Origin of the sequence: Natronorubrum sp. A-ect3, assembly GCF_041821125.1 — an archaeon.
GTDB classification, from domain to species: Archaea; Halobacteriota; Halobacteria; order Halobacteriales; family Natrialbaceae; genus Natronorubrum; species Natronorubrum bangense.
In genome coordinates this window covers 758,792-782,928 of record NZ_JBGUBB010000002.1, presented here as the reverse complement: position 1 = coordinate 782,928, position 24,137 = coordinate 758,792, and the positions used below count along the sequence as shown (strand labels likewise).

The window sequence follows — 24,137 nt, the reverse complement described above, 5'->3', positions numbered from 1 at the left end:
TAAAATTGACGTGTTTTCGATCGTCTCGAGACGACTGTCAGAGCACCCGTTCGAGGATGGTCTGCACGGCATCGGTTTCGACGACATCGTAGGGGACTCGCATCGGTGACACCGAGACCTGGCCCTCGAGCAGTGCGTGGCGGTCGGTGTCCTCGGGATCGGGGATGTCCCGGTTGGCCATCTGCTGCCAGAGCCGGTTGGTCAACTGGAAGCCGCCGTCCTCGAAGGTAGCGTCCATTTCGTAGATTTCGGTCGGGCGCGTCAACGCGACGCCGTTGCCCTCCAGATCCGGCCGCGGAACGTTGACGTTCAGGTAGTCGATCCGATCGAACAGGCCCGTCTCGTGTGTATCCCGTGCCAGCGTCGCAGCGATCTCGCCGGCGTGTTCGAAATCCGCGGGCTCGAGGTCGCTTTCCATGCCGAGTGTGTCCATCGAGACCGCGATCGACGGGGTGCCGAGAAATGCGGCCTCCATCGCGGCACTGACGGTCCCCGACCGCGAGAAGACGTAGGCCCCGAGGTTCGCCCCGGCGTTACAGCCCGAGACGACGAGATCAGGGGACGACTCGAGGGCGTTGACGCCGACGATAGCACAGTCACAGGGGGTGCCGTTGACGGCGTAGCCCAGTTCGTGGTCGGTGTGGGGAACTGGCGAGGTAAAGGAACTCTCCTCGAGATCGAGCGTGAACCCGTCCGGATCGTCCGCCTCGTCGCTCGTACGACCGTATGACAGCGACCGGCCGACGGCGCTCTGGTTTCGATCCGGGGCGATAACGGTGACTGAGCCGACCTCGGTGAGCGCATCATACAGCGCGCGAATGCCCGGCGCGTCGATCCCGTCGTCGTTCGTCAGGAGAATGTCCGGCTGCTCGTCCATACAGTCCGTGTTAGGGACGGGGCTGGATACGAGTATCTATTCGACACTGTTAGTTTCCTGACGACTCCTCTCTGCGAGTCTCGTCCCACGGAGCCGTATCGCGATCTCTCGGTGACGACCGATTTATACGCCGAACAGGATGCGATATCCTCGAGGCCACGAGCAGCCGATGCTTCGTGAGCACGACCGCGTCGACTGGTTCTCGAGGGCGATCATCAACGTAGTCGTTTAACTTCCTGCGGTGAGTTGTTCGTATTCATGAGTGTCCTCGCACAGTCCACACTGACAGCACTGCTCGTCGCACAGGCCGGTCCTGGTGTCGATATCGGCATCGGAACGGCCGACAATCTCGCCGGGGGTGCCGTCGGCGCGTTCCTCACGACGCTGATCGTCGGCGCGATCATGATCGCGGTCGTCCCCGAGTACACCGAGCGGATGATGGGTGACGTGCTTGACGAACCCGTCGGCTCGTTCGTGTACGGCATCATCGCGCTGGTTGCCGTGCTGATCATAGCGTTCGTCTTCTTCATCACCATTATCGGAATCCTCGTTGCCCTCCCGCTGTTGCTCGTCGTGTACCTGTTGTGGGCGATTGGGTCGGTGATCGCCTACCTCGCGATCGCTGAGCGACTCATCGGCCGCGGAGACAGCTGGCTGAAACCCCTGCTCGTCGCTGCGGGACTCAACGGCGTGCTCACGCTGACGGGAATCGGCGGCCTCATTGCGTTCTGTATCGGGGCTGCCGGCTTCGGTACCGTGCTCCGATCGGGGCTGAACTGAATCCGCCGTCGACTGGCCCCGTTCGGCGGAACCGCTCATACGGACTGCTGGAGGCAGTGACCGTCGATCACCGATCCTGCGCTGGTGATCGGGACAGCAGACCGTCTCACGCTCGAGTCCACCACGGAAGCGCTCGCCGGAGTCGGGCCAGCAGTGACGGCTCTTGGAGCCGAATCCACAGCGTGGTTCCCTCGGCCTCGAACGTCACGTCGGTCACGGGAATCCGCTCACCATCGGGCAACTGCACGGACTGCTCGGCGGCTGGGACCGTGCCGCCGCTGGTGGCCCCGAACAGCGTCCGTGGCCGACCTGTCGGTTCCGAGACTGGTGCGCTGTACTCGAGTTCGTACACCGTCGTCCCATCACGCTCCGTTTTCTGCCAGTCGACGAGGTCGGTCTCCTGATCCGTTCCAATCATGATCTGTTGTCGGCGTTATAGTAACAACTGCAACTAGTTACACACTGATCGCACAGCCGTCGTGCGATCAGGTGTGCATTGACTTGCAGTGGCTATTATACTGTGCATCCGTCCGTTCCGTCTCGAGCGATCAGCCCAGATCGACCGGATCGACCTTCAGGTACTCCCGCAGAACGACCGTCGCGTACGACCCCTTCGGCAGCGAAAACTCGAGCGTGAGCGGGTCGGTCTCGTACTTGAGCGGTGTCCGGACGAGGATTGCCCGCCGGGTGCCACTCGAGTAGAACTCGCCGGGGAGGTCGAAATCGGCGGGCTCGAGGCCGAGATCATCGAGGACAGCACGTTCGATCTCGCCCTGTTCGCCGTCTGCGAGGTCGGTGTCAGTGCCCACGAGCGGGGCGGTGACGAACGCACGGCCGCGCTCGCAGTGGCGAGTCACGGATCGCACGCGGCGCTCGTCGACGCGCTGGAGGCGGTCCGTGTCGGGTAACTCGAGCCCGTCGGGCGCGTCGGTGTCGGCAAAACAGGCGACGTCGCCTTCGACGGGCCGGTCGAACGGCAGCCCGCGCTCGAGACGCTCGCTGAGCATCAGGTTGAACGCATACGACTGGGCGGCGTGGACGAACAGCCGCTGGAGATTCGAGGGGACGCGCTCGAGGGCAGCGCGGAAGTCTTCGGGACCTGGCTCGCCGTCGCATTCGGTGATCCCGTGGAGCATCGAGCGCTCGTAGCGCAAGCGATTTGGGAAGCGCTCGAGGGCCTCCTGCCAGTCGCGGGTTTCGTGCACGAACGCGCGGGCGTCTTGGGTTCCCTCGGGCTCTGCATCCGTGGGGTTGCCGAGATACGCCATCACCGCCCCCTCCCAGTCGCCACGAGCAATCTCGAGGCCGACTTTGTGCGTGACCGGCCGGCGGCTGCCAAAGCGCTGCTGGCCGAAGAAGTTGGGGACGCCGACGACGGTGCCCTCGGTGGCAGCGTCCTCGAGGCCGCCGAAGGCGTGGAGTTCGTCCGTGATTGGGGCCACGTTTTCGGGCTGATCGGGATCGCTGACGACGAGTTCGAAGGCGTTGCCCGCCAGATCACCGAACTCGAGGGAGCGGCCGGCCCGGCCGAGCACGTCGATTTCGGCCCCGTTGACGTCCGGGAGGTCCGCAGGCTCGGCTCCGTACACCGAAAACAGCTGCGTCGTCACTGCGTACTTGTCTTTCGTCCCGGCCCAGTTGACGCGCTCTCGAGAGATGCCGAGTGCGTCCGACAGTCGGCTCGCGAAATCGTTGGTGTCCCATCCCGACAGCGTCACCCGGAAGACGAGATGCGGGTAGGCGTCGAGGCTCGCGTCGACCGGCTCGGTCGAAAACCGCTCGAGTTCGCGCACGCGGAAGTGCTCGTCGTCCTCGCGAAGGTGGCCACCGATACCGTCGGTGTCGCTGACGTAGTGCTCCATACCGACGGCCTGCTCTGTGGGATGTGCCGGGCGCATATGCTTGGCTGCGCTTTGGCTGCCGGGGATAAATCGGTTCGTTCTCAGAGTGGCGCTCCTCGAGTCAGAACGCTTCTACACGAACGAGTCACTCCGAACTCAGGCGTCGCTGCTGAGGTCTGCGTCGACGCGAATCTCCGAGTCGGTGATCGTCTCGATGTTCTCAGCAGGGATCTCGAGGTCGTCTTCGCCGGCATCGCCACGACCGAGACTCTGGAGCCACGCGTTCGTGAGCGTCGGTTCGGGATCGACGTAGGCGATCTGTTCGATCGGGTCGACTTCGGTGACGATCCCGATCTGTTCGCCACGGATATCCATCAGGAACTTGCCTTCGTCTTCTGTTGAGAGCACAGACATTGTGGCTGTAACTTGTTGTCTTGGCGAGAAGTATCTACTGGTGGTGACAGTACGAAAACAGTACAGTGTCGGCGTCCGGCGGCATCGGTCGACAGCGCTGGCAGCGCTGTTCAGAACAGCGACAGGTCGCCGGTGACGCTGTCGACGCGGTCGTCAGCCGCCGGGCCGACGGCCAGCGTGGTGACAGTGCCGGGCTCGAGTTGGGTGTGGCCGGCATCTCTGACGATGGCGTGTGGAATCCCGTTGCTGTCGGCGATTGCGGCGAGTTCGTGCAGTTGCCGCTCACTCTCACCTTTCAGGACGACTTTCTTCTGGCCGCCGCTTTTCCACTGGCTCTGAAGCTGGCTGTCTGCTTTCTCGTAGGCCGACAGCGACGCGTGTGCGACCTGTGCGGCGAGCTTTCCCTGTCCCATGCCGATGTCGGTGCGAGCGACGATGGCCTGTTTCATACCGAATCGGAGAACGTCGTCCCCTATAGCCACAGCGAAAGCGACAGCGCGGGCCGAATGTGTTTTACCACTGCCTTGTTTGGTGTGAAATATGGCACGCACCCCGCTCGTCGCCCCTGACACGTACTTCGCTCGAGGCGACGCGTTCTCGCCGGGCCGAGCCGTTGTACTCGTGGTCGCGTTCTGGGCCGGGCTCGTCGCGATCGGTCTTCCGGCGCGGGTGCTGGACGAGTTCGGCGTCGCGGTGGGACTGCAGTCGCTGGCCATCAGTAGCCTCCGGACGACGCTGCTGTACTGGCTGCTTCCGTCGACGATTCTGTACGTCCTTGGCTATCTGACAAGTGGAATCGACAGTCCGGTATCCAGCCTGATTCTCGGGGCGTGGGCGCTCGTTCCGGCACTGGCTGCCCGAGTCCTCTGGATCCTGCTGCTGTATGGCGCTGTGCTGTTGGACCTCGAGCCGCTGTTCGTTCCAGCCGGGATCGAGTACGTGCTCTCGATCGTGTTCATCCTGCTTGCCTGCGGGTGGGCAGCCACTATTTGGCGAGTCGGGCTCCACCACGAATTCGGCCTCACGCGATCGACTGCGACGTCGGTTGCAGTGCTCACGGCCGGCCTCTGTGCCGGCCTCTTCGTGGTTAGCCTCGGCGTTTAGCGCCAGCGGACGGCGATGAACCGCGCTCGAGGCAGAGACGTCGTGACTGTCAGTAACGCTGTCAACGTGCTAGTCTACCAGTCATCGACCGGACGATCGCCGAGTGGATGGCGGTACGTATTTCTACGCCGAATCGATAGCTAGCGACATGAAACTCACGCGACGGACGGTTCTCGGCACGGCCGCGGCTGTCAGCATCGGAGCCGGAGTTGCGGGCTGTCTCGGTAGTGAGGATCCACCGGAGCCACCCGTCCTGGGCGATCCCGACGCCGACGTGACGGTGACCGTCTACGAGGATTTCTCCTGTCCGAGCTGTCGGCACTTCAAAGAGGAGGTTTTCCCGGACATCAATGACGCGTATATCGAAACCGGGCAGATCAGATACGAACACCGGGACTATCCCTTCCTCGATGATACCTGGTCGTGGGCGATCCCCTGTGCAGCACGCGAGATCTACGAGACCGAGGGCAACGACGCGTTCTGGGCGTTTGCGGCAGACATCTACGACTATCTAGGCTCGTACTCCTACGATGCAGTCGAAACGGTCGCTAACGACCTGGATCTCGACGGTGCCGCGGCCCGCGAGGCAGCCGAGGAGGAGAGCCACCGATCGCTGCTCGAAGACGACAAATCCTACGGCAGCTCCAACGGTGTCGAGGGGACACCAGCCGTCTTCGTCGACGGTGACCAGATCGACCTCACCGAGACGAATCCGATGGTCGAGATCGACGCCGCACTCGAGTAAGCTGGATCGAACGGTTTACACACCCACCGTTCGACTCGTCGGATATGATCCTCTCCGATGCAGACATTCTGCGACGGCTCGAGGAGGGCGACCTCGTCGTCGACCCCCTCGACGATCCCGAACTCCAGATTCAGCCCGCAAGCGTCGACCTCCGGCTTGGCCAGAAGTTCCTCGAGTTCCAGCGAACGAACATCCCCTGTATCCACCCCACCTCCGAGCGCGAGGTCGGCGAGTACGTGACCGAGACGATCGTCGAAGACGGCGATGATTTCATTCTCCATCCCGGCGATTTCGTGCTGGGGACGACCCACGAACGCGTCGAGATCCCGGCGGATCTGATCGCCCACGTCGAAGGGCGCTCGTCGCTTGGTCGACTCGCTATCGTCGTCCACGCCACAGCCGGCCTCTGTGATCCCGGTTATCGCGGCCAGATCACCCTCGAGCTTTCGAACCTCGGCAGTGCACCCGTCGCGCTCACGCCCGGCATGCGCATCTCTCAGCTAACGTTTACCGAGCTGAAGACCGAAGCCGAACGCCCCTACGGCAGCGACCGCGGCTCGAAGTATCAGGACCAGGACGGCCCGCAGGCCTCACGTATCCAGAGCGACGACGAGTTCGGCGGCGACCAACTCGAGCGAAACGAGTAAGCGCTGGTCACTGTCAGCGCGAACGGATTAGTACCGTCGCTGACGTACAGCCGGTATGCGTACTGCGAATCAGCAACTCGAACAGGCTCGAGGACGGCATAAACCCGTCTCCGTTCGTGCGCTCGGGGCGTTTTCCCGCCACGGAACGCAGACGTTCGTATCACGGCCTCAGAGTTGAGGCCGATGAGTTGTCCGTGTCGAACACCCTCGAACAGCACGCGCCGAGAACGGCGCTCAGCGACGAGGGCCACAGTTATCCGGTGGGCGGTCATACCGACACCAAACAGATGCAATTCGTCGAAGAGATCGTCGTCGAGGAGTTCTTACCGACTGTTCGGTCGTTGCTCGCCGGTGCGCTCCGCGAGCGTGGCCTGACCCAGAGTGAGGTCGCCGGGATGCTCGGAATCAGCCAGAGCGCCGTCTCGAAGTACGCTCACGGCGACGTTACCACGAACGATCGCATCGCCGCCGACGAGCGCGTCAAAGCCCTCGTTGCCGAACTCGCCGACGGACTCGCAGACGGCGACATCACCCCCGTGCAGGCACTGATCGAGATCGAAGTCCTGATTCGGGACCTCGAGGCCGGCGGAGACCTCTTAGCACAGCTGCATGAAGACGCCGTTCCGGAACTCGCCGACTACGGCTCGAGTTTCCGCGTCCACGACCCTGACAGCGAGTTGCGAACCAGCGAGCGCGTGCTCTCCTCGCTCCGGCGAGGCCTGCGCAGTCTCGAGAACGCGAGCGGTTTTACGAGGCTGATCCCGGCAGTTGGCTCGAATCTGGTCGCGTGTACGCCCGACGCAGATGACGTCGACGATATCGACGACGTCGCCGGTGTCCCGGGACGGATCTTCGATGTCAAAGGGCAGGCAACGGTGCCGGCAGATCCCGAGTTCGGCGTCTCCGAACACGTCGCAACAGTGTTGCTCGCTGCACGTCGCCACGGCGCGGCTGCGGCGGCGGCGATCAACGTCACGTACGATCCAGAACTGCTCGATACGCTGGCCGAACGCGGCCACGTCACCGCTGAGTTCGACGAGGAGGGCGACGTTGCCTCGAGCGTCGGGGCGGCGATCGAAGACGAACCGGACGCGACCGTGCTCTACCAGACCGGCGGGATGGGGATCGAGCCGCTGATTTACGTGCTGGGGCCGGACGCGGAGTCGGTTGCGGAGACGATTCGCTCGCTGATCTGAGATGGATTCGCTTCGCTCGACACTCGAGGCGCGTATGGAGCCCGAGGATGCACAGGCGTTTTACGGCCGCTGGGCGCGCCTCTACGACGTCATCGCACGTCGAACGCCCGGCATTCCGGCGCTGCGGCGGCGAGCGGCCGCTGCCTGTCAACTCGAGTCCGGCGACACCGTCGTCGAGATGGGGTGTGGGACGGGCGCGAACCTGCCCTATTTGCGCGAGCAGGTCGGCCCCGAGGGAACCGTTATCGGGATCGATTTTACGGGGCCAGTTCTTACGCGAGCTCGCGCGCTGACGAGCGAGTACGACAACGTCCACGTCGTCCGAGGTGACGCCACGCGGCCGCCACTGGAGGGTATCGACGACGAGGCGTCTGTCGACGCCGTTCTCGCGACGTTCGTCGTCGGGATGCTCGCCGACCCCGCGGGTGCGGTCGACGACTGGTGTGAACTCGTCGGCCCCGAGGGCCACGTCGTCCTCGCCAACGCCGCCCGCAGCGAGGCGTGGTACGCGCCGCCGGTCAACGCCGTTTTTCGAGCGATCGTCGTGCTCTCGACGCCGCCGACGACGAAACTGCGCTACGAGAACGAGCCACATCTGCGACTCGACAAAAAGATCGACACGGCACACGCCCGCCTCCGCGAGCGGTCTGTGGCTGTCGCCGACGAGACACACGTCTTTGGGGTCGTTCGGTTGACTGGTGGCCGACTCGAGGCGTCGTAATCGACGGCCGACCTTCAGGACTGTGTCGACGGCTGTTCCGCTATGTCCTCGTACTCGAGCACCGGCTCTCGAACCTCGCTGGGAATCGTCGACGGCTGTTTCGTCTCGGAATCGATATGAACCATCGTCGTCTCGGCCGTCGCGACGACGTCGCCGTCGACGCGGATCTCGTACTCCATCGTGCAACTCGAGTCGCCGAGTCTGGACACCCAGAGCGCGACCGTGGGGTCGTCACCGGCGACGATCGGCCGTTTGTACCCGATCTCGAGATTTGCGACGACAAACGAGAGGTCGTCGCCGGACATCCCGACCACGTCCGCTAAGTAGTCGACGCGAGCGGTCTCGAGGTAGCTCGCGTAGACGGCGTGATTGACGTGATTCAGGGGGTCGAGGTCTCGGAACCGGACGGGAACGTCGACGGTAAACGGTTCACTCATTGTGTGTTGTCACACACGAGTCGGGAAAAAGAGGGCACCGGTTTCGATTTCGAACGGCTGCGTTCAGACCGCCACCCTCACGAGTCACCGTACAGGCGCGCGTGGGCCGCACAGAACGGCGGGTCGCGCAACTGGGCCTCGATGAGATCCTCGTGGTAGTGGGCGTTGAACAAACGACACTCCTCTCGGTCACAAAACGCCTCGCCGGTCTCGAGGTAGTGGGCGGGCTGTAACACGTAGCCTTTCAGCGCGTCCGTCGACCGAGGATCGTTCTCGACGAGAAAGTCGCCCTCGACCTGATTCTCGAGTACTTCCCGCGGCGGCGCGTCGCCCGACAGCAGGGCGTGGCGCTGCTTTTCTTTGTAGTAGGCCTCGGGCTTGGCAGGCGCTTCGTACAGCCCTGGCACCGAGACGAGCGCGGGCTGACCGAGAACGTTCACGCGCTTGTGCCAGCGCCCGTCGTGGTCGCCCCACGTGCCAATCGCTCGGTCGAGGATTGGGACGTGCAGCGTCTCGAGACCGCGCTCGTCGGCAGGGAGGGCGGCGTTGAGCGCTCGCTGCATCTGGATGCCGTCGTAGAGCACCCCGCCCTCACGCTCGGGTTGCTCGAGGGCGCGCTCCTCGTAGCGAATCGTCCCGAGCATCGTGTTGCCCGTCTCGCGGTCGTACGGCGAGGTGACGCGTGCCTCGGCGAATCGCTCGGCGAGGTCGTCAGTGCGATGGACGTCGAGAAACCGGTCTCGAACCACGACTTCGGCATCGATCCGGGCCTCGAGCCATGCGCCGAGCTCGTCGACGTCGACGACGGTCGAGGGAGCACGATACAGGACGACGCTGTCGACCATTGTTCGTCAGTCGTCAGCGGGCGCTGCACGCGAGGTCAGTTCGACTGGGTCGGCGTCGACCTCGAGTTCGTCCAGCGCAACCTGTGCCGCACGTTTCCCGGAGACGAGCATGGCACCGAACGTCGGCCCCATCCGCGGCAGCCCGTAGGTCGTCGCGGTGGCCATCCCGGTCGCGATCAGGCCCTCGTGGACGAGCCCGGTGTGTTCGACGACGGCGTCCTCGCTTTTGCCGACCCACATCGAGTCGTGGCCGGGCGAGTCGTGGCCGGGTGCGCCGTAGCTGTCGTCGCCTGTCTGGTCCATCCCTGTCGCGTTCGCTTCGGCGTCGGCGATACCCGGTGCGTCGAGGACACCGCGTTCGTCGAGTTTCTTCACGGCCATCGCGTCGTGGCCCGTCGCGTCGATCACCAGATCCGCTTCGACGGCGATCGGATCGACACACGTGATTTCGCGGGGCAGGGCGTGGACTGGCGTCCAGTTCATGACGATGCCACCGACGCGGTGGTTCTCCCGGATAACGATATCCGTGAATTCGGTCATGTTCTGCATCTTCGCGCCCGCATCACAGGCGGCCTTGATCAGCCCGGAACAGGCCTCGGGGCCGTTGGCGACGTACAGTCCTTCACTGTCCTGGGACTGTTTGTAGCTCACCTCGAGTTCGTCCAAGACCTTCTGGGCGGGATCGCGAACCGTGACTTTGTTCATCAGGAACCCACCGAGCCAGAACCCGCCGCCGAGATAGTTGTTCTTCTCGACGACCATCGTCTTCACGCCACGTTCTGAGAGTTCTTTGGCGGCCGTGAGCCCGGACGGGCCGCCGCCGACGATGATGACGTCCGAGTCCGAGAAGTCCATGAACTCCTCGGTCCACTCCTGTCCAATTGCACGCGTAACATCTGCTTCACCGACCTGACTGAACTGTTCAAACTCGCTCATACAACTAGGTGGTACGACTGGGTAGTGAAAAGTCTGTCGAGGCGATAGGCTGACATGAACCTACCTTGGCGATCGGCTGGCACGGCGAGACGACAGACGAAGTCAGAGTCGCGACGACCCGAACGCTGAAGACTCGCCCTCGTCTACAGTAGCCAGATGCATCGTCGTGCGTTTCTCGCGTGTGCCGTCCTCGTTCCGGTCTCTGGCTGTCTCGACTTCCTCGAGGATAACGGCGAGGAGATCACCGAACCTGGCGACGTCGAGATTGTCTGGGACGATCTCGTGCGTGAAAACCCCGGCACTGAAGACGAGCGGGTGGTCGTCTGGGGTGCCGTCAGGAACGTTGGTGATCGGACACTTTCGTATATCGAGATTCGGGCCACGTTTTTCGACGCGGACGGCGAGGAACTCGAGACCGTCATCGAGAGCGCCACCGTCGAAGACGACTCGAGAGAGCAGTGGGCATTCGACGTCGAGTTCCCTCGCTTCGGCGAGGACGCAGCCGACGTCTCGACGTACGAACTCGAGCCAGCAACGGGGGTCTGATGGCACCGAGCATCGTCTCGACTCGATGGAATCAGTCGCGTGGGTGGGTGAATCTGTGTAAGCAGGTGACGCCGTTGACTGACGTGAACGACCGGGCAGGCATACGGAGACACGAGCTGCGATGATCGATCCAGACGCTGGTTCTGCTCACGGGCCACACGACTCGGACGCCGACCCAGACCACGACGAAGGGGTGTCAACGCTCGCAAAGCAGGGAAGCATCACGTTCGCCGGGAACGTTGTCAAAGGGGTGTTGGGGTTTGCGATCGTCATGTTAATGACCCGGTTCGTCAGCCCCTCGGTGTATGGCCTGTTCGTGCTGGCGACGTCCGTGATTCTGTTTCTGCAGGTGTTTGCGAACCTCGGCTTGCCGCTGGCGATCGACTACTTCGTGCCGCAGTATTTGGCCGACGACGAACGCGGGAAGGCAAAGGGCGTGATCGTTCAGGTGACGGCGACCGTGCTGGTCACGTCGTCGCTGGTTGCGTTTGCACTCGCGTTCAGCGCGGCGTCGATCAGCGAACTCTTTCAGGAGCCATCGATGCGGGTCGCGCTGTTGTTCCTCTCGGTCACGATTCCGATGCTTGCGATCTACAACGTCCTGTTGACCTCCTACTACAGCATCAAGAAACTCCAGTACCGGGTGCTGATGCGCGATCTGGTTCGGCCCATCGTCCGATTTGTCGTCACTGCGGGGCTCTTGCTTGCCGGCTTCGGACTGCTCGGACTGATCGGCGGCTACGTCGTCGGCCTGTTCGTCGCGATCACGGTCGGCGCAGCCGTCTTCACCTACAAGGCATGGAACCTGTTGTCGGCCGAGATCGAACTCGTCGCGCCAGGGCCACTGGTCACGTACTCGCTCCCGTTGGCGATGACCAGCGTCGTCTTCGTGCTGATGGGCCACGTCGACTACTTCGTCCTTGGCTACTTCCTCGAGTCAGATAACGTCGGGATCTACCGCGTCGGCTACATGCTCGGCTCGGGATTGATGATCATCTTCAACTCGCTGTCGCCCGTGTTCAAGCCGTTGATCGCCGAAACCAGAGACGATATCGACCTCGTCGAACAGCGCTTCCGAATCATGGCTCGCTGGATCGCCGCGATCACACTCCCAATTGCGATTTTCCTCTCGCTCGGTGCGAGTTCGTATCTCGCCGTCCTCTACACGCCCCAGTACGCCGAAGCGAGCACCGTCGTCATCCTGCTCGCGGGGGCCTTCCTGTTTAATGTCACCTTCGGCGGCCCCGACGGCTCACTGCTCCAGGGGTTGGGCTACTCGCGGATCGTCTTCGCCAACACACTCGTCCTCTTCGGCGCGAACTTTCTCGTCTCGCTCGCGCTCGTCCCGATCATCGGCATCGAAGGGGCCGCGGTCGGGTCAGCGACGGCGCTCTTTCTCGTTGGCGGCCTGACCCTCGTCGAAATCTACTATCTCGACGGCATTCACCCCTTCACGCGGGATTTCGCCAAAATCGTCGGTGCCGGCGTTCCCGCGACCATCGCCGGCGTGCCCGTCGTCTATCTCTTCGAGTCAGACACGATCACAGCCGGGGTGCTCCCAGTCGTCGTCGTCGGCACCTATCTGCTGACGCTGATCGCGACGGATGCTTTTACCGACGCCGATGCCCAGATGGCCGCGGAGTTCAGCCCGACGCTGCAAAAGTGGCTTCCGGGTCGCTGATCAGTCATTGATCGATTCCACGTCGCCGTCGTCCACCGCCTGCTCGCCTCGAGGGTGAGATGACGAACTGGCGTCCGACTCCGCGTCGTCGTCGATGACGCTCTCGGTCCACGTCCCCAGCCGGAACCAGCCGACGGCGACGATGAAGGAAGCAGCCATTCCGAACGCGTAGGCCCACCAGATCCCGTTGACTCCCCAGTCGAGAGCGGCGATCTCGAGGCCGAGAACGGGTATCGTCACGCTCCAGGCGAAAGCGAGCACGAGCGCGACGGGAACCCGGAAGACCCACCGCGAGAGAAAGGAGAGGACCATCGCCTCTTTCGTGTTGCCAGCGCCGCGGAACGCCCCCTGAATGACCATCACGCCGGCAAACAGCGCCCAGAAGGGAGCCATAATTCGCAGGAAGACGACGCCTTCGGCGATCACGTCGGGGTCGTCGACGAAGATTCGTATTGCCTGTGCGGGGAACGCAAGGAGCACGACGACGACGGCACCGATCAGGACCATCGTCCCCGCGGTCGCCGTTCGCGTGACAGCAGCGGCACGGTCGGGTGTCTTCGCGCCGAGGTTTTGGCCAACGCCGGTCGCCGTCGCGTTTCCGACGGCACCCGAGACGGCCCACGTGACCGACATCAGCCGCACACCGATCCCGTACGCCGCTGTGGGTGCTGCACCGAACCGGGCAACGAAGCCGGCCATCGCAACCGATGCGAAACTGCGCGCCCAGCCGTCGATCGTCGAGGGCGTACCGATGTCGACCAACCGCCGGAGGATTGTCGGATCAGGCGTGAGGTCCTCGAGGCGCAGCCGAACACCGAACCGGCCGTCGAGCAGGATGTAGACGCCGGCAACGGTGGCGACGCCACGAGCAATGAACGTCGCGACGGCGGCACCGCGGGTCCCCATCTCGGGGAACGGCCCCCAGCCGAGGATGAAAAAGGGATCGAGAACGACGTTGATACCTGCCGAGACGACCACGAGCCACATCGCCGTTTTCGTGTCGCCAGCGCCTTGCAGCGACGAGCGAAACGCAAAGAACAGGAAGGTAAGCGGCAGCGCGAGGAAGATCACCTCGATGTAGGCAAGCGCCTCGACGAACACCTGATCGCGCGCGCCGATGAGGGTGAGCAGCGGCCGCCGAACGGCGAGCCCGAGCGCCGCAAGGACCGTCGAGACGGCAACCGTAAGCAAGATCGTCTGGCCGACGACTTTGTCGGCAAGCCGGTCGTCATCGGAGCCGACGTACTGGGAGACTAAGGCGATCGTCGCGGCGGTGATGCCGATCGCCGTCGAGACGAACATCCACGAGAGGGGAAACATCAGGGAGACGGCAGCGACGGCCTCGCTGCTCACGCGACCGACCCAGAACATATCGGCGAGGTTGTAGAACGTCTGGAGGAGGTTGCCCAGAACCAGCGGCCAGGCCAGCGCCAGCAGTTTCGGGGGGATCGCCCCCGTGGTCATATCGACGCGCTTGCGGTCCGTCTCCGTCTCTCCCACGGTGTGTCTGCTACGAGTGAGTCCCGGTTCCGTGAAAAGCGCTTGGCTCCCCGGGCCCGTTGCCGGCACCGCGACTCTCACAGCTAGCCACCAGCCACACCATCTCGCACACGCGCGACCGCTCGAGTACGCGCATACCTGCGCTGTCGGCGGGTTTTGGCGAAAGCGTTATCAGAACTTCAGCCGTAGCCGCCGACGATGCAGACTACTCGCCCACAGCCGAGGGGACCGACCGATATCGGAGGTGAGCCGCCGTGGAACTGATTATTACGGAGAAAGACAACGCCGCACGGCGGATCGCCGACATTTTGAGCGGCGGCACGTACGACTCGAGCCGTGAGAACGGCGTCAACGTCTACGAGTGGGGTGGCAAGCGCTGTGTGGGGCTGTCGGGCCACGTCGTCGGCGTCGACTTCCCGTCGGAGTACTCCGACTGGCGAGACGTCGAACCCGCCGAACTCATCGACGCGGACGTCGAGAAGACGGCGACGAAAGAGAACATCGTCGCGACGCTGCGAATTCTCTCACGAAAGGCCACACGGGTCACGATCGCGACGGACTACGACCGTGAGGGTGAACTCATCGGCAAGGAGGCCTATGAAATCGTCCGCGACGTCAACGAGGACGTCCCGATCCAGCGCGTTCGGTTCTCCTCGATTACGGAAAACGAGGTTCAAAGCGCATTCGATGAACCAGACGAACTCGATTTCGATCTGGCGGCCGCGGGCGAGGCTCGTCAGATTATCGACCTCATTTGGGGCGCGTCGCTCACCCGTTTTCTCTCGCTATCTGCCGGCCAGCTCGGCAACGACTTCATCTCGGTCGGCCGGGTTCAGTCGCCGACGCTCAAGCTGATCGTCGACCGCGAACGCGAAATCGAGGCGTTCGATCCCGAATCCTACTGGGAGCTGTTTGCCGACCTCGAGAAAGACGACGACACCGACGCCTTCGAAGCCCAGTACTTCTATCGCGACGAGGACGACAACGAAGCGGAACGCGTCTGGGAGGAAGCCGTCGCCGACGAGGTCTACGAAACGCTCTCGAGTCACGACAGCGCGACGGTCGTCGACGTTACCCGCCGAACACGAACCGACACGCCACCGACGCCGTTCAACACGACCCAGTTCATCCGCGCGGCGAGTTCGATCGGCTACACAGCAAAACGGGCGATGTCGATCGCCGAGGAGCTCTACACGGCAGGGTATGTTACCTATCCCCGAACAGACAACACCGTCTACCCCGACGATCTCGAGCCCGAGGAGTTGCTTGATGACTTCGTCGGCCACTCGACGCTCGGCGAGTCAGCCGAGTCGTTGCTTGAGGCCGACGAGATCGTCCCCACTGAGGGCGACGAGGAGACGACCGACCACCCACCGATCCATCCGACCGGCGAGATTCCAACTCGAGGCGATGTCTCAGATGACGAGTGGGAGATTTTCGAACTCGTCGTCCGGCGCTTTTTCGCGACGGTCGCCGACGCAGCCGTCTGGGAACACCTCAAGGTCGTCGCCGAGGTCGACGACGACCGACTCAAGGCAAACGGCAAGCGCCTCGTCGAACCGGGCTATCACGACGTCTATCCCTACTTCAGCACCACGGAGAACTTCGTGCCCGACGTCGACGAGGGCGAAGAGCTGTCGCTTTCTGGCGTCGAACTCGAGCAAAAAGAGACCCAGCCACCCCGCAGATATGGCCAGTCGCGGCTCATCGAGACGATGGAAGACCTCGGCGTGGGCACGAAGTCGACCCGCCACGACATTCTCGAAAAGCTGTACGACCGCGGCTACGTCGAAAGCGATCCACCACGGCCGACTCGGCTCGCGATGGCCGTCGTCGAGGCCGCAGAGGAGTACGCCGACCGGGTCGTCAGCGAAGGGATGACCGCCCAACTCGAGCGGGATATGGATGCCATCGCACAGGGCGAAGCGACGCTGGACGACGTCACCGACGAGTCCCGCGAGATGTTAGAAGAGATCTTCGCGAATCTCGCGGAGTCACGGGAAGATATCGGCGACCATCTTCGCAAGTCGCTCAAAGACGACAAGCGACTGGGTCCCTGCCCGGAGTGTGGCGAGGACCTGCTCGTCCGGCGGAGCCGCCACGGCTCGCATTTCATCGGCTGTGATGGCTACCCAGACTGTGAGTACACGCTGCCGCTGCCGTCGACTGGTAAGCCACTGATCATGGAACGCGAGTGTGAGGAGCATGGGCTAAACGAGATCAAGATGCTCGCCGGTCGCCAGACGTTCGTTCACGGCTGTCCGCTCTGTAAAGCCGAAGATGCCGGCGAAGGGCCGATTCTGGGCGACTGTCCCGACTGTGGTGACGAGCACGGTGGGGAACTCGCCATCAAGACTCTCCAGAGTGGCTCGCGTCTCGTCGGCTGTACACGGTATCCCGACTGTGAGTACTCGCTACCGCTGCCCCGACGCGGCGATATCGAGGTCACAGACGACCACTGCGAAGAACACGGACTCCCGGAGCTCGTCATCCACAGCGGCGACGAACCATGGGAGCTGGGCTGTCCGATCTGTAACTACCAGGAGTTCCAGGCCCGTGAGAGCGAGACTGGCTCCGATCTCGAGGCACTCGATGGAGTCGGTGCCAAAACGGTCGAAAAGCTCGCGAACGCAGGCATCGAGAGTATCGACGATCTGAGCGAGGCTGATCCCGACGCCGTCGCCGACGACGTCGACGGCGTCAGCGCCGATCGAATCCGAACCTGGCAGGCAAAAGCCTGAGTCGGCTCCGTTCGAGGGCGTTCCTACGCGCTCGTAATCGTGGCTGCAGTCCCGTCACCCGTCTCGTCAGAGTCGGTGTCCGGGTCTTCGTCAGCCGCCTCAGCTTCGGCTTCCGCCTCCGCCTCGAGGACGGATTCGACGGCCCCGACGATCTGATCGGCGCTCTGGACGCCGTTTTCCTCCCACTGTTTTTCGCCGTTCGTATCGACGACGATCGTCACGGGAAAGCCAACGACGTTGTACGAAGTGGCAAGTCCCGAGTCGTAGCCGATGTGCCAGTCCCCGTCGTGGGTAGTCCACCACTCGCGGAGTTCGTCTTCGGGTTTCGTTTCGGGCGTCTGGTAGGTGACCGACATGACCCGGACGGCATCGCCATACTGGTCGGCGAGCTCCTCGCGAGCCGGGCCGAGTTCTTGCATCTGCGTCTGACAGCTGCCACAGCCAGTCGAGAAGAACATAATGGCCATAACCGAGTCGTCTGGGACAGTGATCGAGCCCGCCTCACTTCCCTGCGCATCGATCGTTTCGACCTCGAGTGGGTCGCCAGTGCTCTCGTCGTCGGCTGACCCCGGGCTGTTGTCCCCGAACGACGGGAGCCCGTTCCAGAGGACGGCACCGGCACCGCCGAGAACGCCAAGACTGCCGATTCCGGCGATGAGTTCACGCCGGTTCATCGGATCACCACCGCTGCCCATCGACAGCCTGTTTCAGGCCAGTGTGGCGAGAGACGTTGCATACAGAGAGAGACGTCCTCAACGCCAAAGGGTTCACTGGTTCATTCGTGGAATGGACGAACGAATGCGACGTCTGAACCACAGAGGACGATGTTGGGAGCGCGTCTCGAGGTGCCAATGATCAAATAGGTCTCGCCCGTGCATACCGCTATGGCCGACGACCGCGACCGATGGAACGAGAAGTACAGCGGTGTCGACTTCGAACTCCCCGACGACCCGATCCCGGAACTCAAGCGACGACTCCCGACCCTGCCAGATGGCCGTGCGCTGGATGTCGCGACTGGCAACGGGCGAAACGCGCTCTTTCTCGCCGAGCATGGCTACGACGTCGACGCGATCGACATCTCAGACGTTGCCCTCGAGCAGGCACGACGCCGTGCCGATGAGCGCGGTGTCGAGGTGGACTGGATGCGAGCGGACCTGGACGAGTTCGACTGGCCCGTCGGCGAGTATGACGTGATTACGGTGAGTTTCTTCGCTGCACTCGAGCATCTGCCGGCGCTCAAGGAGGCGCTTACACCGGGCGGTGTGCTCGTTTACGAACACCATCTGCGATCGAGCGACCCCCTCGAGGTCGGCCCCTCGAGTGATCGGTATCGGTACCGATCGAACGACCTCCTTCGGGCGTGTCTCGACCTGACGATTCTCTCCTACGAAGAGCGACGACGGCCAGTTATCGGCGGAACCGCTGCGGTCGCGACGCTCGTAGCACGGAACTCAAGCGGTGGTGCACAGTCGTATCCGAAGCTCACGGGGCGTGAGCTGTCGCCATCGTCACAGCAGTAGCCGTTCTGTCTCCTGTGCCTCGAGTGCCGTCCGGACGCCGGATACCATGTTGTTTGCTGCCGTCGGGCCGTCGTTGCGCCAGTGAACCTCGCCAGCGCCATCGATAGCCATGACGACTGGAAAGCCACGGATCTCGTAATAGTCGTTGAGCAACCCGTCTTCGTCGATTCCGATCGTCCAACTTCCGTCGTGTTCGCGCCACCAATCGGCCAGTTCCGCCGGTGACGGTTGGGGGCCAGCGCTCCCGTCGGTGACAGAGATAACGTCGACGTCGGCTCTTCGGAGGTCATCTCTTGCATCCCCGACAGCCGACAACAACCCCTCGCTGGTCGGACAGCGCGTTCGGGTGAAGTTGAGCAGCATGACCCGTCCCGCCTGTGGGATCTGGACTGTCCCTGCCTCGCTTCCGGGCGCATCGACGGTCCGGATCTCGAACGGTGGGTCGCTCTCGTCGGTGTCGTCCAGCTGGTCAGCGGGCTCCGATCCATCGTCGAGACAGCCCGCCAGCACCGATATGCCCGCTGTCGCAGCGAGGAGTTCACGCCGTCTCATAGCCCATCGAACGGCTGCCGTAGTATGTTTCCTGTGCACACGCAACATAGTCGCCTATGCAGTGTCGACTCACGGGTTTTCATATCAGTTTGTACATGTTGCGTGGTAAAGAACGGATCCTTACTGGACAGTACGGTGTCGTATTGCAGAGTCACGACGCCACGGTTTCGGAGTCGTCTCCACCGAAAGCATTACGCCAACTGTTATCGTGTTATTTGCTCCCACGATGTGCTCGTGCTCGAGCCAAAAACTCCTGTCCATCCTCGATGAGCGTGGGCCAGTCGACACCTCATCGCTGGCGGCAGCGCTCGGAGTTCATCCACTGACGGTGCGAACGGCGTGTCGCGAACTGCACGCGGACGGCTACGTTCGCCAGGTTTCGAGCGGCGTGTACGCGATCACTGCGGCCGGCAAAGCACATCTCTCGACGCGCTCGGGTAGCGGCTCCTGACACCAGTCGTCGGATCATACGGACTGCTGTCGTCACGTCCTCCGATCACCGACCCGCCGCTGGTGTGTGGCGGTACATCGGTACAGCAGACCGTATCAATCTGTCGGCCTGCGTCGTTCTCGCTCGATCGTCGTTACGTAGATGCCCGTGAGGACGACCAATCCACCGACCACCGTCACTGTGTCTGGTACCTCCGCGAGCAAGACGAGCGCGAGTAGCGTCGCGCCAACGGGTTCGCCCAGCCAGGCGACGCTGACCACGACCGACTCGAGGTGTTTCAACACCCAGTTGACGACGGTGTGGCCGAAAACGCCGGGGCCGATCGCCATCCCGAGAAAGAGCAGCCACTCACGAGCCGGGTAGGCGACGTACGCGTGGCCCTGCGTGCCGACGAGGACGAACAGCGTCAGCGCACAGGCGGTGTAGACGACAGTCACGTAGGGAAACAGCGAAACACGCTGGCGAATCGACCGGCCGGCAAGCACGTAGCCCGCGACGGTGATCGCGCCGAGCAGGGCCAGCGCGTTCCCGTACAGGGTTGCATCGGAGATGGGTGCCTGACCGGCATCACCGAGCGACATCGCGGCTGCGCCGCCGATCGCGACGGTGATCCCCACCACGGTCTCGCGGCTGATCCGTTCGCCGAGGACGAGGCCGGCTCCAAGTGCGACGAAGATGGGTTGGGACTGGACGATGGTCACACTCGCCGCGACGCTCGTATGATTGAGACTTTCGAACCACGAGGCAAAATGAATCGCCAGCGCGACACCGGCCACGACTGCAACGCCGAGATCACGCCGCGAGAGGCGGGCAAACTCCTCACGATACCATAGCAACGCGACAGGGGCGACGATCGCCGTCGTAAACAGCACTCGGTAGAAGGCCGCGACCGAACTCGGGGCAGTGCTCCAGCGAACCAAGATCGCGCTGGTACTCGCCGCAAACACCGCACCGGCAAGGGCGACAGCCGGCGTTACCTCGAGATCGGACGCGTACACGTCACCAGCACACGATGGAGCGACTCAAACCCCTTGCGAAAGGCCTCTGTGAGACGAGTTCAGCAACAACCACCCGACGGCCCGCCTCAGAGCCGGTTGCCGCGATAGATCGACGCGATCTCGAGGTCGACGTCCTCGAGGCCGACGATGTCGTCTTCGGTCAGGTCCTCTGCATCCCACTCCTCGAGGTAGGCGACGGCGTCGTCGTGGTCAGCGAACACGCGCGGGTTGATCTCCATGGGATCGTCGGCCGCGTCCGCGTCAGTGACGAGGACGAAGTGTGCATCGGTCGCGTCGACGAGTTCTGTCGTCTCGTGTTCCGTGGCCCACGCCCCAGCGACCGACGAGTCAGACGACGTTGCGACGAGGTAGGCAAATAGACACCCCGGTGTATCGAAGACAGCGCCTGTCCCGTCTTCGTGTGCGAGCTGGCTCTGCCACCGAGGGTAGTCGGTCGTCGCCATGTTACAGATGGCACAGCTGTGGGACGACTCGAACTCGATCGGATCGTCGCCCGGGTGCTCGTCAATGTTTGGGTCATAGGAGATGTCAGCGGTTTCGCCGTCGACATGGTCATCGCCATCGTCACTATCCCCGTTCAGACAGCCCGCAACACCGGCTGCTGTGCCTGCCACAAGCGTGCCAAGGAGGCCCCGCCGTCCGATGGGTCGTCCATCGAGTTTCGCCATAGCTATTCGTACTGGCGCGATCGGCAAAACGAACGTGGTTCATACTGCCAGACAGCAGTCAGTGAACGGCCGAACGCGCCCAGTCGTCGCCAAAGGCAACAAGCCGTGAGACGCGAACAGTGCATGAATCGTGTTGGCCGGCAGTATCGGCTACTCGAGGCGCGCTTTCGTCATCCGATGGCGCGTCCGGAACATGGTTTCGAAGCCGAGCTTCGAGGCCGCTGTAATCCCGTCGCCGACACAGGTGACTCCCTCGAGCCCGCCACGTGGCAGTTCGTACTCGACGCGATCCTGAAGGAGCGTCTGATCGCCGTCGGCGTAAAACGAGTGTGTGTGCTCCCAGTGGTCGAACGGGCCGTGAACCATCTCATCGCGAAAGAACGCACTCCCGTCGGCTCGCTCGCGCTCCGTGATCAGCGATGTCCAGTACTGGCGTGGACCGACGCCAAACGGCCGCATCGAGAGCGAGATTTCGGCTCCCTCCTCGAGCAGATCCGGATCCAGTGTTCCGTCAGGGCCGATCACCGACTCGACGCGCAACCCCATCCAATCCGGCGTCAATGCCTCGAGGCCACTGATCCGCGAGTGAAACTGCCAGACGTCTTCGAGCGGCGCATCGACTGTTGTCCGGCGTTCGTACGTTGCCATTACCCATCGTTACGGCGGCTGGCGTCAAAACGGGACTGCCATACACGGTCTCAGAATCCAGCCGTTTCGCGATCAACGCTTTTCGATCGGGCTCACTTCAGCCGCTCCTGTAAGAACGAGGGATGCGCGGCCGTGATTCCCTCGATCTCGAGCAGCGTCTCCGAGATGATCTCGCCCAGCTCGTCGCCGTCTTCGGCGCGAACCTCTGCCATCAACATGTGATCGCCGCTGGAACTGTACAGCGCTTCGACCTCATCGAGCGCTCTGAGCGTTTTCGTCGCCTCGACGTAGCGTTCGCTTGCGACGTCGAAGCCGACCAGCGCGATCGTCTTGCTCGAGAGCTTTTTCGGATCGATATCCGCCGAGTAGCCCACGATAACGCCTTCATCTTCGAGTTGATTGATATACTTTCGAACTGTTGGTTTCGAGACATTCGCCCGATCGGCGATCTCGGCGTAAGACGCCTGGGCATCCTCCTCGAGCACCTCGAGGATGCGATCTTCTGTCGCCTGTGTACTCATGCTACTCTCTTTTGCTCGGACGGAAAAATATCTTTTGTATACGAAAACGACCGGTAACCCGACGGAAGCGCCGGGATACGCCGGGATCAAGCGGTCTGTGCATCTGCTCGAGTTCGCGCTTGCGAGACCGTCGGACTTATTCGCTCAGTGACCCCAGTTTCGGGAGAACGACATGGTCGATGCGAACATCATCAGCGGGACCGTCTGGTTGCTCTGTGGCCTCGCAATCTTGTATCTCGGCTACGTGATCGCCATCCGCGGACGCGCTGACCTCCACGCCAACTACGACGAATCGGTTGATCCGGCGTACGTCTCCCGGTGGGCTGGCGGCACCGCTTTGCTCATGGGTGTGCTCGTCGTCGTTTATGCAATCCGTGAGATGATCTACGGCTTTCACCCCTTTGCGCTCGGTGGGCTGCTCGTCTCGCTGCTCGTCTTGAGTTACCTGACGAAACTGTTCGCACGTGGTGTCGGCTACCGCGGCGAGTACGACGGCTGAGGCGCTCGTTGGCGTGATCGGCCTGTCGATCTCGAGCCGATGACATAATAGGGATTGACTGTGCTTGTTACTGATATGCGCGTCTCCGCTCCCGATCACGTTCCTCTCCGCGTCGCCGCTGCGTTGTTCCTCACTGTAGTGCTCGCCGGCTGTGTTGCCGTTCCGGACGCCGGTCTCTCACAGGACTCCCTCGAGGATCAACTCAACGACACCGAGCCGCCGGACGAGCTCTCAGCAACCGTCGAAATCAGCGAAACGATCGACGGGGAGACGAGCCAGCGTACCGAAACGGTCTGGCTCCGTGCGGACGGCACCAGTCGGATCGAGACCACCACAAACGGCAGCGAGCAAGTCATCGTCAGCGATGGCACCGACCGATACATTCACGACCTCGAGCGCGACGCCATCCGCAGCTACGAACGCGATCCGAACGCGAAATCGTTGCTCGAGGGGCTCTCCGCTCAGCCCGACCGATACCTCGACGCCTACGACGTGACCGCTCTCGAGGAGGTGCAGTTCGACGGTCAGGACGCTTATCGCGTCGAGTTCGAGCCACCAGCGAACGAAACGATCGAGCGCTCAGTTGGCGTTCAGGTCGCCCAGACGGAGTACGTCTTCCCACTCGAGACAACCGAAGCCGACCCCGACGAGCGAAGCGCCGACCGAGTCGAACTCTGGCTCGAGCAGGAGACGCTGTTCCCCGTCAAACACACCATCGCTGGCGACGGCATCGAACTGACGACGACGTATCGAAATCTCTCGATCAACGGCGGCCTCGCAGACGACCTGTTCGAGCCACCGACGGCCGCGGACAACGACACCGACGAAACCGAGTTCGTCTTCCCAACGATCGACCAGTACGACACGGTCGCCGACGCCGAGGCGGCAGCGCCGTTCGCGGTCGCCGAGCCGTCAGCCGACGCGCTGCCGGACGCCGTTTCCTTCGACGGCGCGAGCAGCTACGAGTTCCACGACAAAGACCGCAGACAGGTGTCACTGTTCTATCGCAGCGAGGCTGGCGAGTCGGTCGCCGTGACGACGAGCGACGGGCCTCGAGCGTTCGCGACCGACGGCGACTCGGTCAGCGTCGGTGAGACGACGGGCACGCTCGAGGCCACCGAGCAGGGGACGGAACTGCAGTGGTCGTGTGACGGGCTGTACTACTCGGTGTTCGTCAGCGACGCTGTCGGTGACGCGGAGGATGCGATTGTCGTTGGTGAGTCGCTTGGCTTCGAGTGTTGACTGTCG

General features: G+C 62.8%; 28 protein-coding genes. 13 read left to right on the top strand and 15 right to left on the bottom strand.

Going from position 1 to position 24,137, the window contains the following annotated elements; all coding sequences use genetic code 11:
- Positions 1-37: 37 nt before the first annotated feature.
- Positions 38-877, bottom strand: a complete 840-nt coding sequence (surE, locus tag ACERJA_RS10565) for a 5'/3'-nucleotidase SurE (protein WP_136350871.1) — start codon at positions 875-877, stop codon at positions 38-40.
- A 258-nt stretch (positions 878-1,135) separates the two neighbouring features.
- Here surE and ACERJA_RS10560 point away from each other — a divergent pair, with 258 nt between their 5' ends.
- Positions 1,136-1,657, top strand: a complete 522-nt coding sequence (locus tag ACERJA_RS10560) for a hypothetical protein (RefSeq protein WP_373608149.1) — start codon at positions 1,136-1,138, stop codon at positions 1,655-1,657.
- 106 nt (positions 1,658-1,763) lie between these two features.
- On the opposite strand, the gene ACERJA_RS10555 is transcribed toward ACERJA_RS10560, so the two are convergent.
- The 4 genes from ACERJA_RS10555 to pth2 form a co-directional block, all read right to left on the bottom strand.
- Positions 1,764-2,075, bottom strand: a complete 312-nt coding sequence (locus ACERJA_RS10555) for a hypothetical protein (protein ID WP_373608148.1) — start codon at positions 2,073-2,075, stop codon at positions 1,764-1,766.
- A gap of 130 nt (positions 2,076-2,205) precedes the next feature.
- Entirely contained in the window at positions 2,206-3,555 is a 1,350-nt protein-coding gene (gene truD, locus ACERJA_RS10550) for a tRNA pseudouridine(13) synthase TruD (RefSeq protein WP_373608147.1), read from the bottom strand.
- A 99-nt stretch (positions 3,556-3,654) separates the two neighbouring features.
- On the bottom strand, positions 3,655-3,912 hold the full coding sequence (locus tag ACERJA_RS10545; RefSeq protein WP_373608146.1) for a hypothetical protein: 258 nt from the start codon (positions 3,910-3,912) through the stop codon (positions 3,655-3,657).
- 110 nt (positions 3,913-4,022) lie between these two features.
- Entirely contained in the window at positions 4,023-4,361 is a 339-nt protein-coding gene (gene pth2, locus ACERJA_RS10540) for a peptidyl-tRNA hydrolase Pth2 (protein ID WP_006064430.1), read from the bottom strand.
- Positions 4,362-4,452: 91 nt separating this feature from the next.
- On the opposite strand from pth2, the gene ACERJA_RS10535 reads away from it, so the two are divergent.
- The 5 genes from ACERJA_RS10535 to ACERJA_RS10515 all read left to right on the top strand — a co-directional run bounded on the left by ACERJA_RS10535 (position 4,453) and on the right by ACERJA_RS10515 (position 8,325).
- Positions 4,453-5,016 carry a hypothetical protein gene (locus tag ACERJA_RS10535; RefSeq protein WP_373608145.1) on the top strand — a complete coding sequence of 188 codons (564 nt, stop codon included), beginning with the start codon at positions 4,453-4,455 and terminating at the stop codon, positions 5,014-5,016.
- A 148-nt stretch (positions 5,017-5,164) separates the two neighbouring features.
- Positions 5,165-5,761 carry a thioredoxin domain-containing protein gene (locus ACERJA_RS10530; protein WP_373608144.1) on the top strand — a complete coding sequence of 199 codons (597 nt, stop codon included), beginning with the start codon at positions 5,165-5,167 and terminating at the stop codon, positions 5,759-5,761.
- A 44-nt stretch (positions 5,762-5,805) separates the two neighbouring features.
- Positions 5,806-6,408 carry a dCTP deaminase gene (gene dcd / locus ACERJA_RS10525; protein ID WP_373608143.1) on the top strand — a complete coding sequence of 201 codons (603 nt, stop codon included), beginning with the start codon at positions 5,806-5,808 and terminating at the stop codon, positions 6,406-6,408.
- Between the two features lie 287 nt (positions 6,409-6,695).
- A complete protein-coding gene (locus tag ACERJA_RS10520) occupies positions 6,696-7,604 on the top strand; it encodes a thiamine-phosphate synthase family protein (protein WP_373608142.1) in 909 nt (302 codons plus the stop codon).
- Position 7,605: 1 nt separating this feature from the next.
- Positions 7,606-8,325 carry a class I SAM-dependent methyltransferase gene (locus tag ACERJA_RS10515; RefSeq protein ID WP_373608140.1) on the top strand — a complete coding sequence of 240 codons (720 nt, stop codon included), beginning with the start codon at positions 7,606-7,608 and terminating at the stop codon, positions 8,323-8,325.
- 14 nt (positions 8,326-8,339) lie between these two features.
- Here the strand turns inward: ACERJA_RS10515 and ACERJA_RS10510 are convergent, their stop codons facing one another.
- The 3 genes from ACERJA_RS10510 to ACERJA_RS10500 form a co-directional block, all read right to left on the bottom strand.
- On the bottom strand, positions 8,340-8,762 hold the full coding sequence (locus ACERJA_RS10510; protein WP_373608139.1) for an acyl-CoA thioesterase: 423 nt from the start codon (positions 8,760-8,762) through the stop codon (positions 8,340-8,342).
- Positions 8,763-8,839: 77 nt separating this feature from the next.
- On the bottom strand, positions 8,840-9,607 hold the full coding sequence (locus ACERJA_RS10505) for a DUF6775 family putative metallopeptidase (RefSeq protein ID WP_373608138.1): 768 nt from the start codon (positions 9,605-9,607) through the stop codon (positions 8,840-8,842).
- Between the two features lie 6 nt (positions 9,608-9,613).
- Positions 9,614-10,543, bottom strand: a complete 930-nt coding sequence (locus tag ACERJA_RS10500; RefSeq protein WP_006064425.1) for a sulfide-dependent adenosine diphosphate thiazole synthase — start codon at positions 10,541-10,543, stop codon at positions 9,614-9,616.
- A gap of 156 nt (positions 10,544-10,699) precedes the next feature.
- Here ACERJA_RS10500 and ACERJA_RS10495 point away from each other — a divergent pair, with 156 nt between their 5' ends.
- The gene (locus ACERJA_RS10495; RefSeq protein ID WP_373608136.1) at positions 10,700-11,089 is read left to right on the top strand and encodes an FxLYD domain-containing protein; all 390 of its coding nucleotides are present in this window, start codon (positions 10,700-10,702) and stop codon (positions 11,087-11,089) included.
- A gap of 121 nt (positions 11,090-11,210) precedes the next feature.
- Entirely contained in the window at positions 11,211-12,770 is a 1,560-nt protein-coding gene (locus tag ACERJA_RS10490; protein ID WP_373608134.1) for a flippase, read from the top strand.
- Here ACERJA_RS10490 and ACERJA_RS10485 read toward each other — a convergent pair whose 3' ends face one another.
- Positions 12,771-14,234, bottom strand: a complete 1,464-nt coding sequence (locus ACERJA_RS10485; RefSeq protein ID WP_373608478.1) for an MATE family efflux transporter — start codon at positions 14,232-14,234, stop codon at positions 12,771-12,773. It lies immediately after the preceding gene.
- Between the two features lie 290 nt (positions 14,235-14,524).
- Here ACERJA_RS10485 and ACERJA_RS10480 point away from each other — a divergent pair, with 290 nt between their 5' ends.
- Positions 14,525-17,011, top strand: coding sequence for a DNA topoisomerase I (locus tag ACERJA_RS10480; RefSeq protein ID WP_373608133.1), 2,487 nt, complete (start codon positions 14,525-14,527; stop codon positions 17,009-17,011).
- Between the two features lie 23 nt (positions 17,012-17,034).
- Here the strand turns inward: ACERJA_RS10480 and ACERJA_RS10475 are convergent, their stop codons facing one another.
- On the bottom strand, positions 17,035-17,685 hold the full coding sequence (locus ACERJA_RS10475; protein WP_049889600.1) for a TlpA disulfide reductase family protein: 651 nt from the start codon (positions 17,683-17,685) through the stop codon (positions 17,035-17,037).
- A gap of 210 nt (positions 17,686-17,895) precedes the next feature.
- On the opposite strand from ACERJA_RS10475, the gene ACERJA_RS10470 reads away from it, so the two are divergent.
- A complete protein-coding gene (locus ACERJA_RS10470) occupies positions 17,896-18,531 on the top strand; it encodes a class I SAM-dependent methyltransferase (protein WP_373608132.1) in 636 nt (211 codons plus the stop codon).
- Here the strand turns inward: ACERJA_RS10470 and ACERJA_RS10465 are convergent.
- Entirely contained in the window at positions 18,520-19,083 is a 564-nt protein-coding gene (locus ACERJA_RS10465) for a TlpA family protein disulfide reductase (protein WP_373608131.1), read from the bottom strand. The genes ACERJA_RS10470 and ACERJA_RS10465 overlap by 12 nt on opposite strands.
- A gap of 226 nt (positions 19,084-19,309) precedes the next feature.
- On the opposite strand from ACERJA_RS10465, the gene ACERJA_RS10460 reads away from it, so the two are divergent.
- Positions 19,310-19,534: a MarR family transcriptional regulator gene (locus ACERJA_RS10460; RefSeq protein ID WP_373608130.1), complete on the top strand. Its 225-nt coding sequence runs from the start codon at positions 19,310-19,312 to the stop codon at positions 19,532-19,534.
- A gap of 95 nt (positions 19,535-19,629) precedes the next feature.
- Here ACERJA_RS10460 and ACERJA_RS10455 read toward each other — a convergent pair whose 3' ends face one another.
- The 4 genes from ACERJA_RS10455 to lrpA1 form a co-directional block, all read right to left on the bottom strand.
- Entirely contained in the window at positions 19,630-20,532 is a 903-nt protein-coding gene (locus ACERJA_RS10455) for a DMT family transporter (RefSeq protein WP_373608129.1), read from the bottom strand.
- An 86-nt stretch (positions 20,533-20,618) separates the two neighbouring features.
- On the bottom strand, positions 20,619-21,221 hold the full coding sequence (locus ACERJA_RS10450; RefSeq protein WP_373608128.1) for a nitrous oxide reductase accessory protein NosL: 603 nt from the start codon (positions 21,219-21,221) through the stop codon (positions 20,619-20,621).
- Between the two features lie 150 nt (positions 21,222-21,371).
- A complete protein-coding gene (locus ACERJA_RS10445; protein ID WP_373608127.1) occupies positions 21,372-21,869 on the bottom strand; it encodes an SRPBCC family protein in 498 nt (165 codons plus the stop codon).
- 92 nt (positions 21,870-21,961) lie between these two features.
- On the bottom strand, positions 21,962-22,390 hold the full coding sequence (gene lrpA1 / locus ACERJA_RS10440; protein ID WP_373608126.1) for an HTH-type transcriptional regulator LrpA1: 429 nt from the start codon (positions 22,388-22,390) through the stop codon (positions 21,962-21,964).
- Positions 22,391-22,562: 172 nt separating this feature from the next.
- Between lrpA1 and ACERJA_RS10435 the strand changes: the two genes are divergently transcribed.
- Together ACERJA_RS10435 and ACERJA_RS10430 are read left to right on the top strand one after the other, a co-directional pair.
- A complete protein-coding gene (locus ACERJA_RS10435; protein WP_373608125.1) occupies positions 22,563-22,889 on the top strand; it encodes a hypothetical protein in 327 nt (108 codons plus the stop codon).
- A gap of 75 nt (positions 22,890-22,964) precedes the next feature.
- Complete coding sequence (locus tag ACERJA_RS10430; protein ID WP_373608124.1) at positions 22,965-24,131, top strand: outer membrane lipoprotein carrier protein LolA; 1,167 nt, start codon at positions 22,965-22,967, stop codon at positions 24,129-24,131.
- Positions 24,132-24,137: the final 6 nt, after the last annotated feature.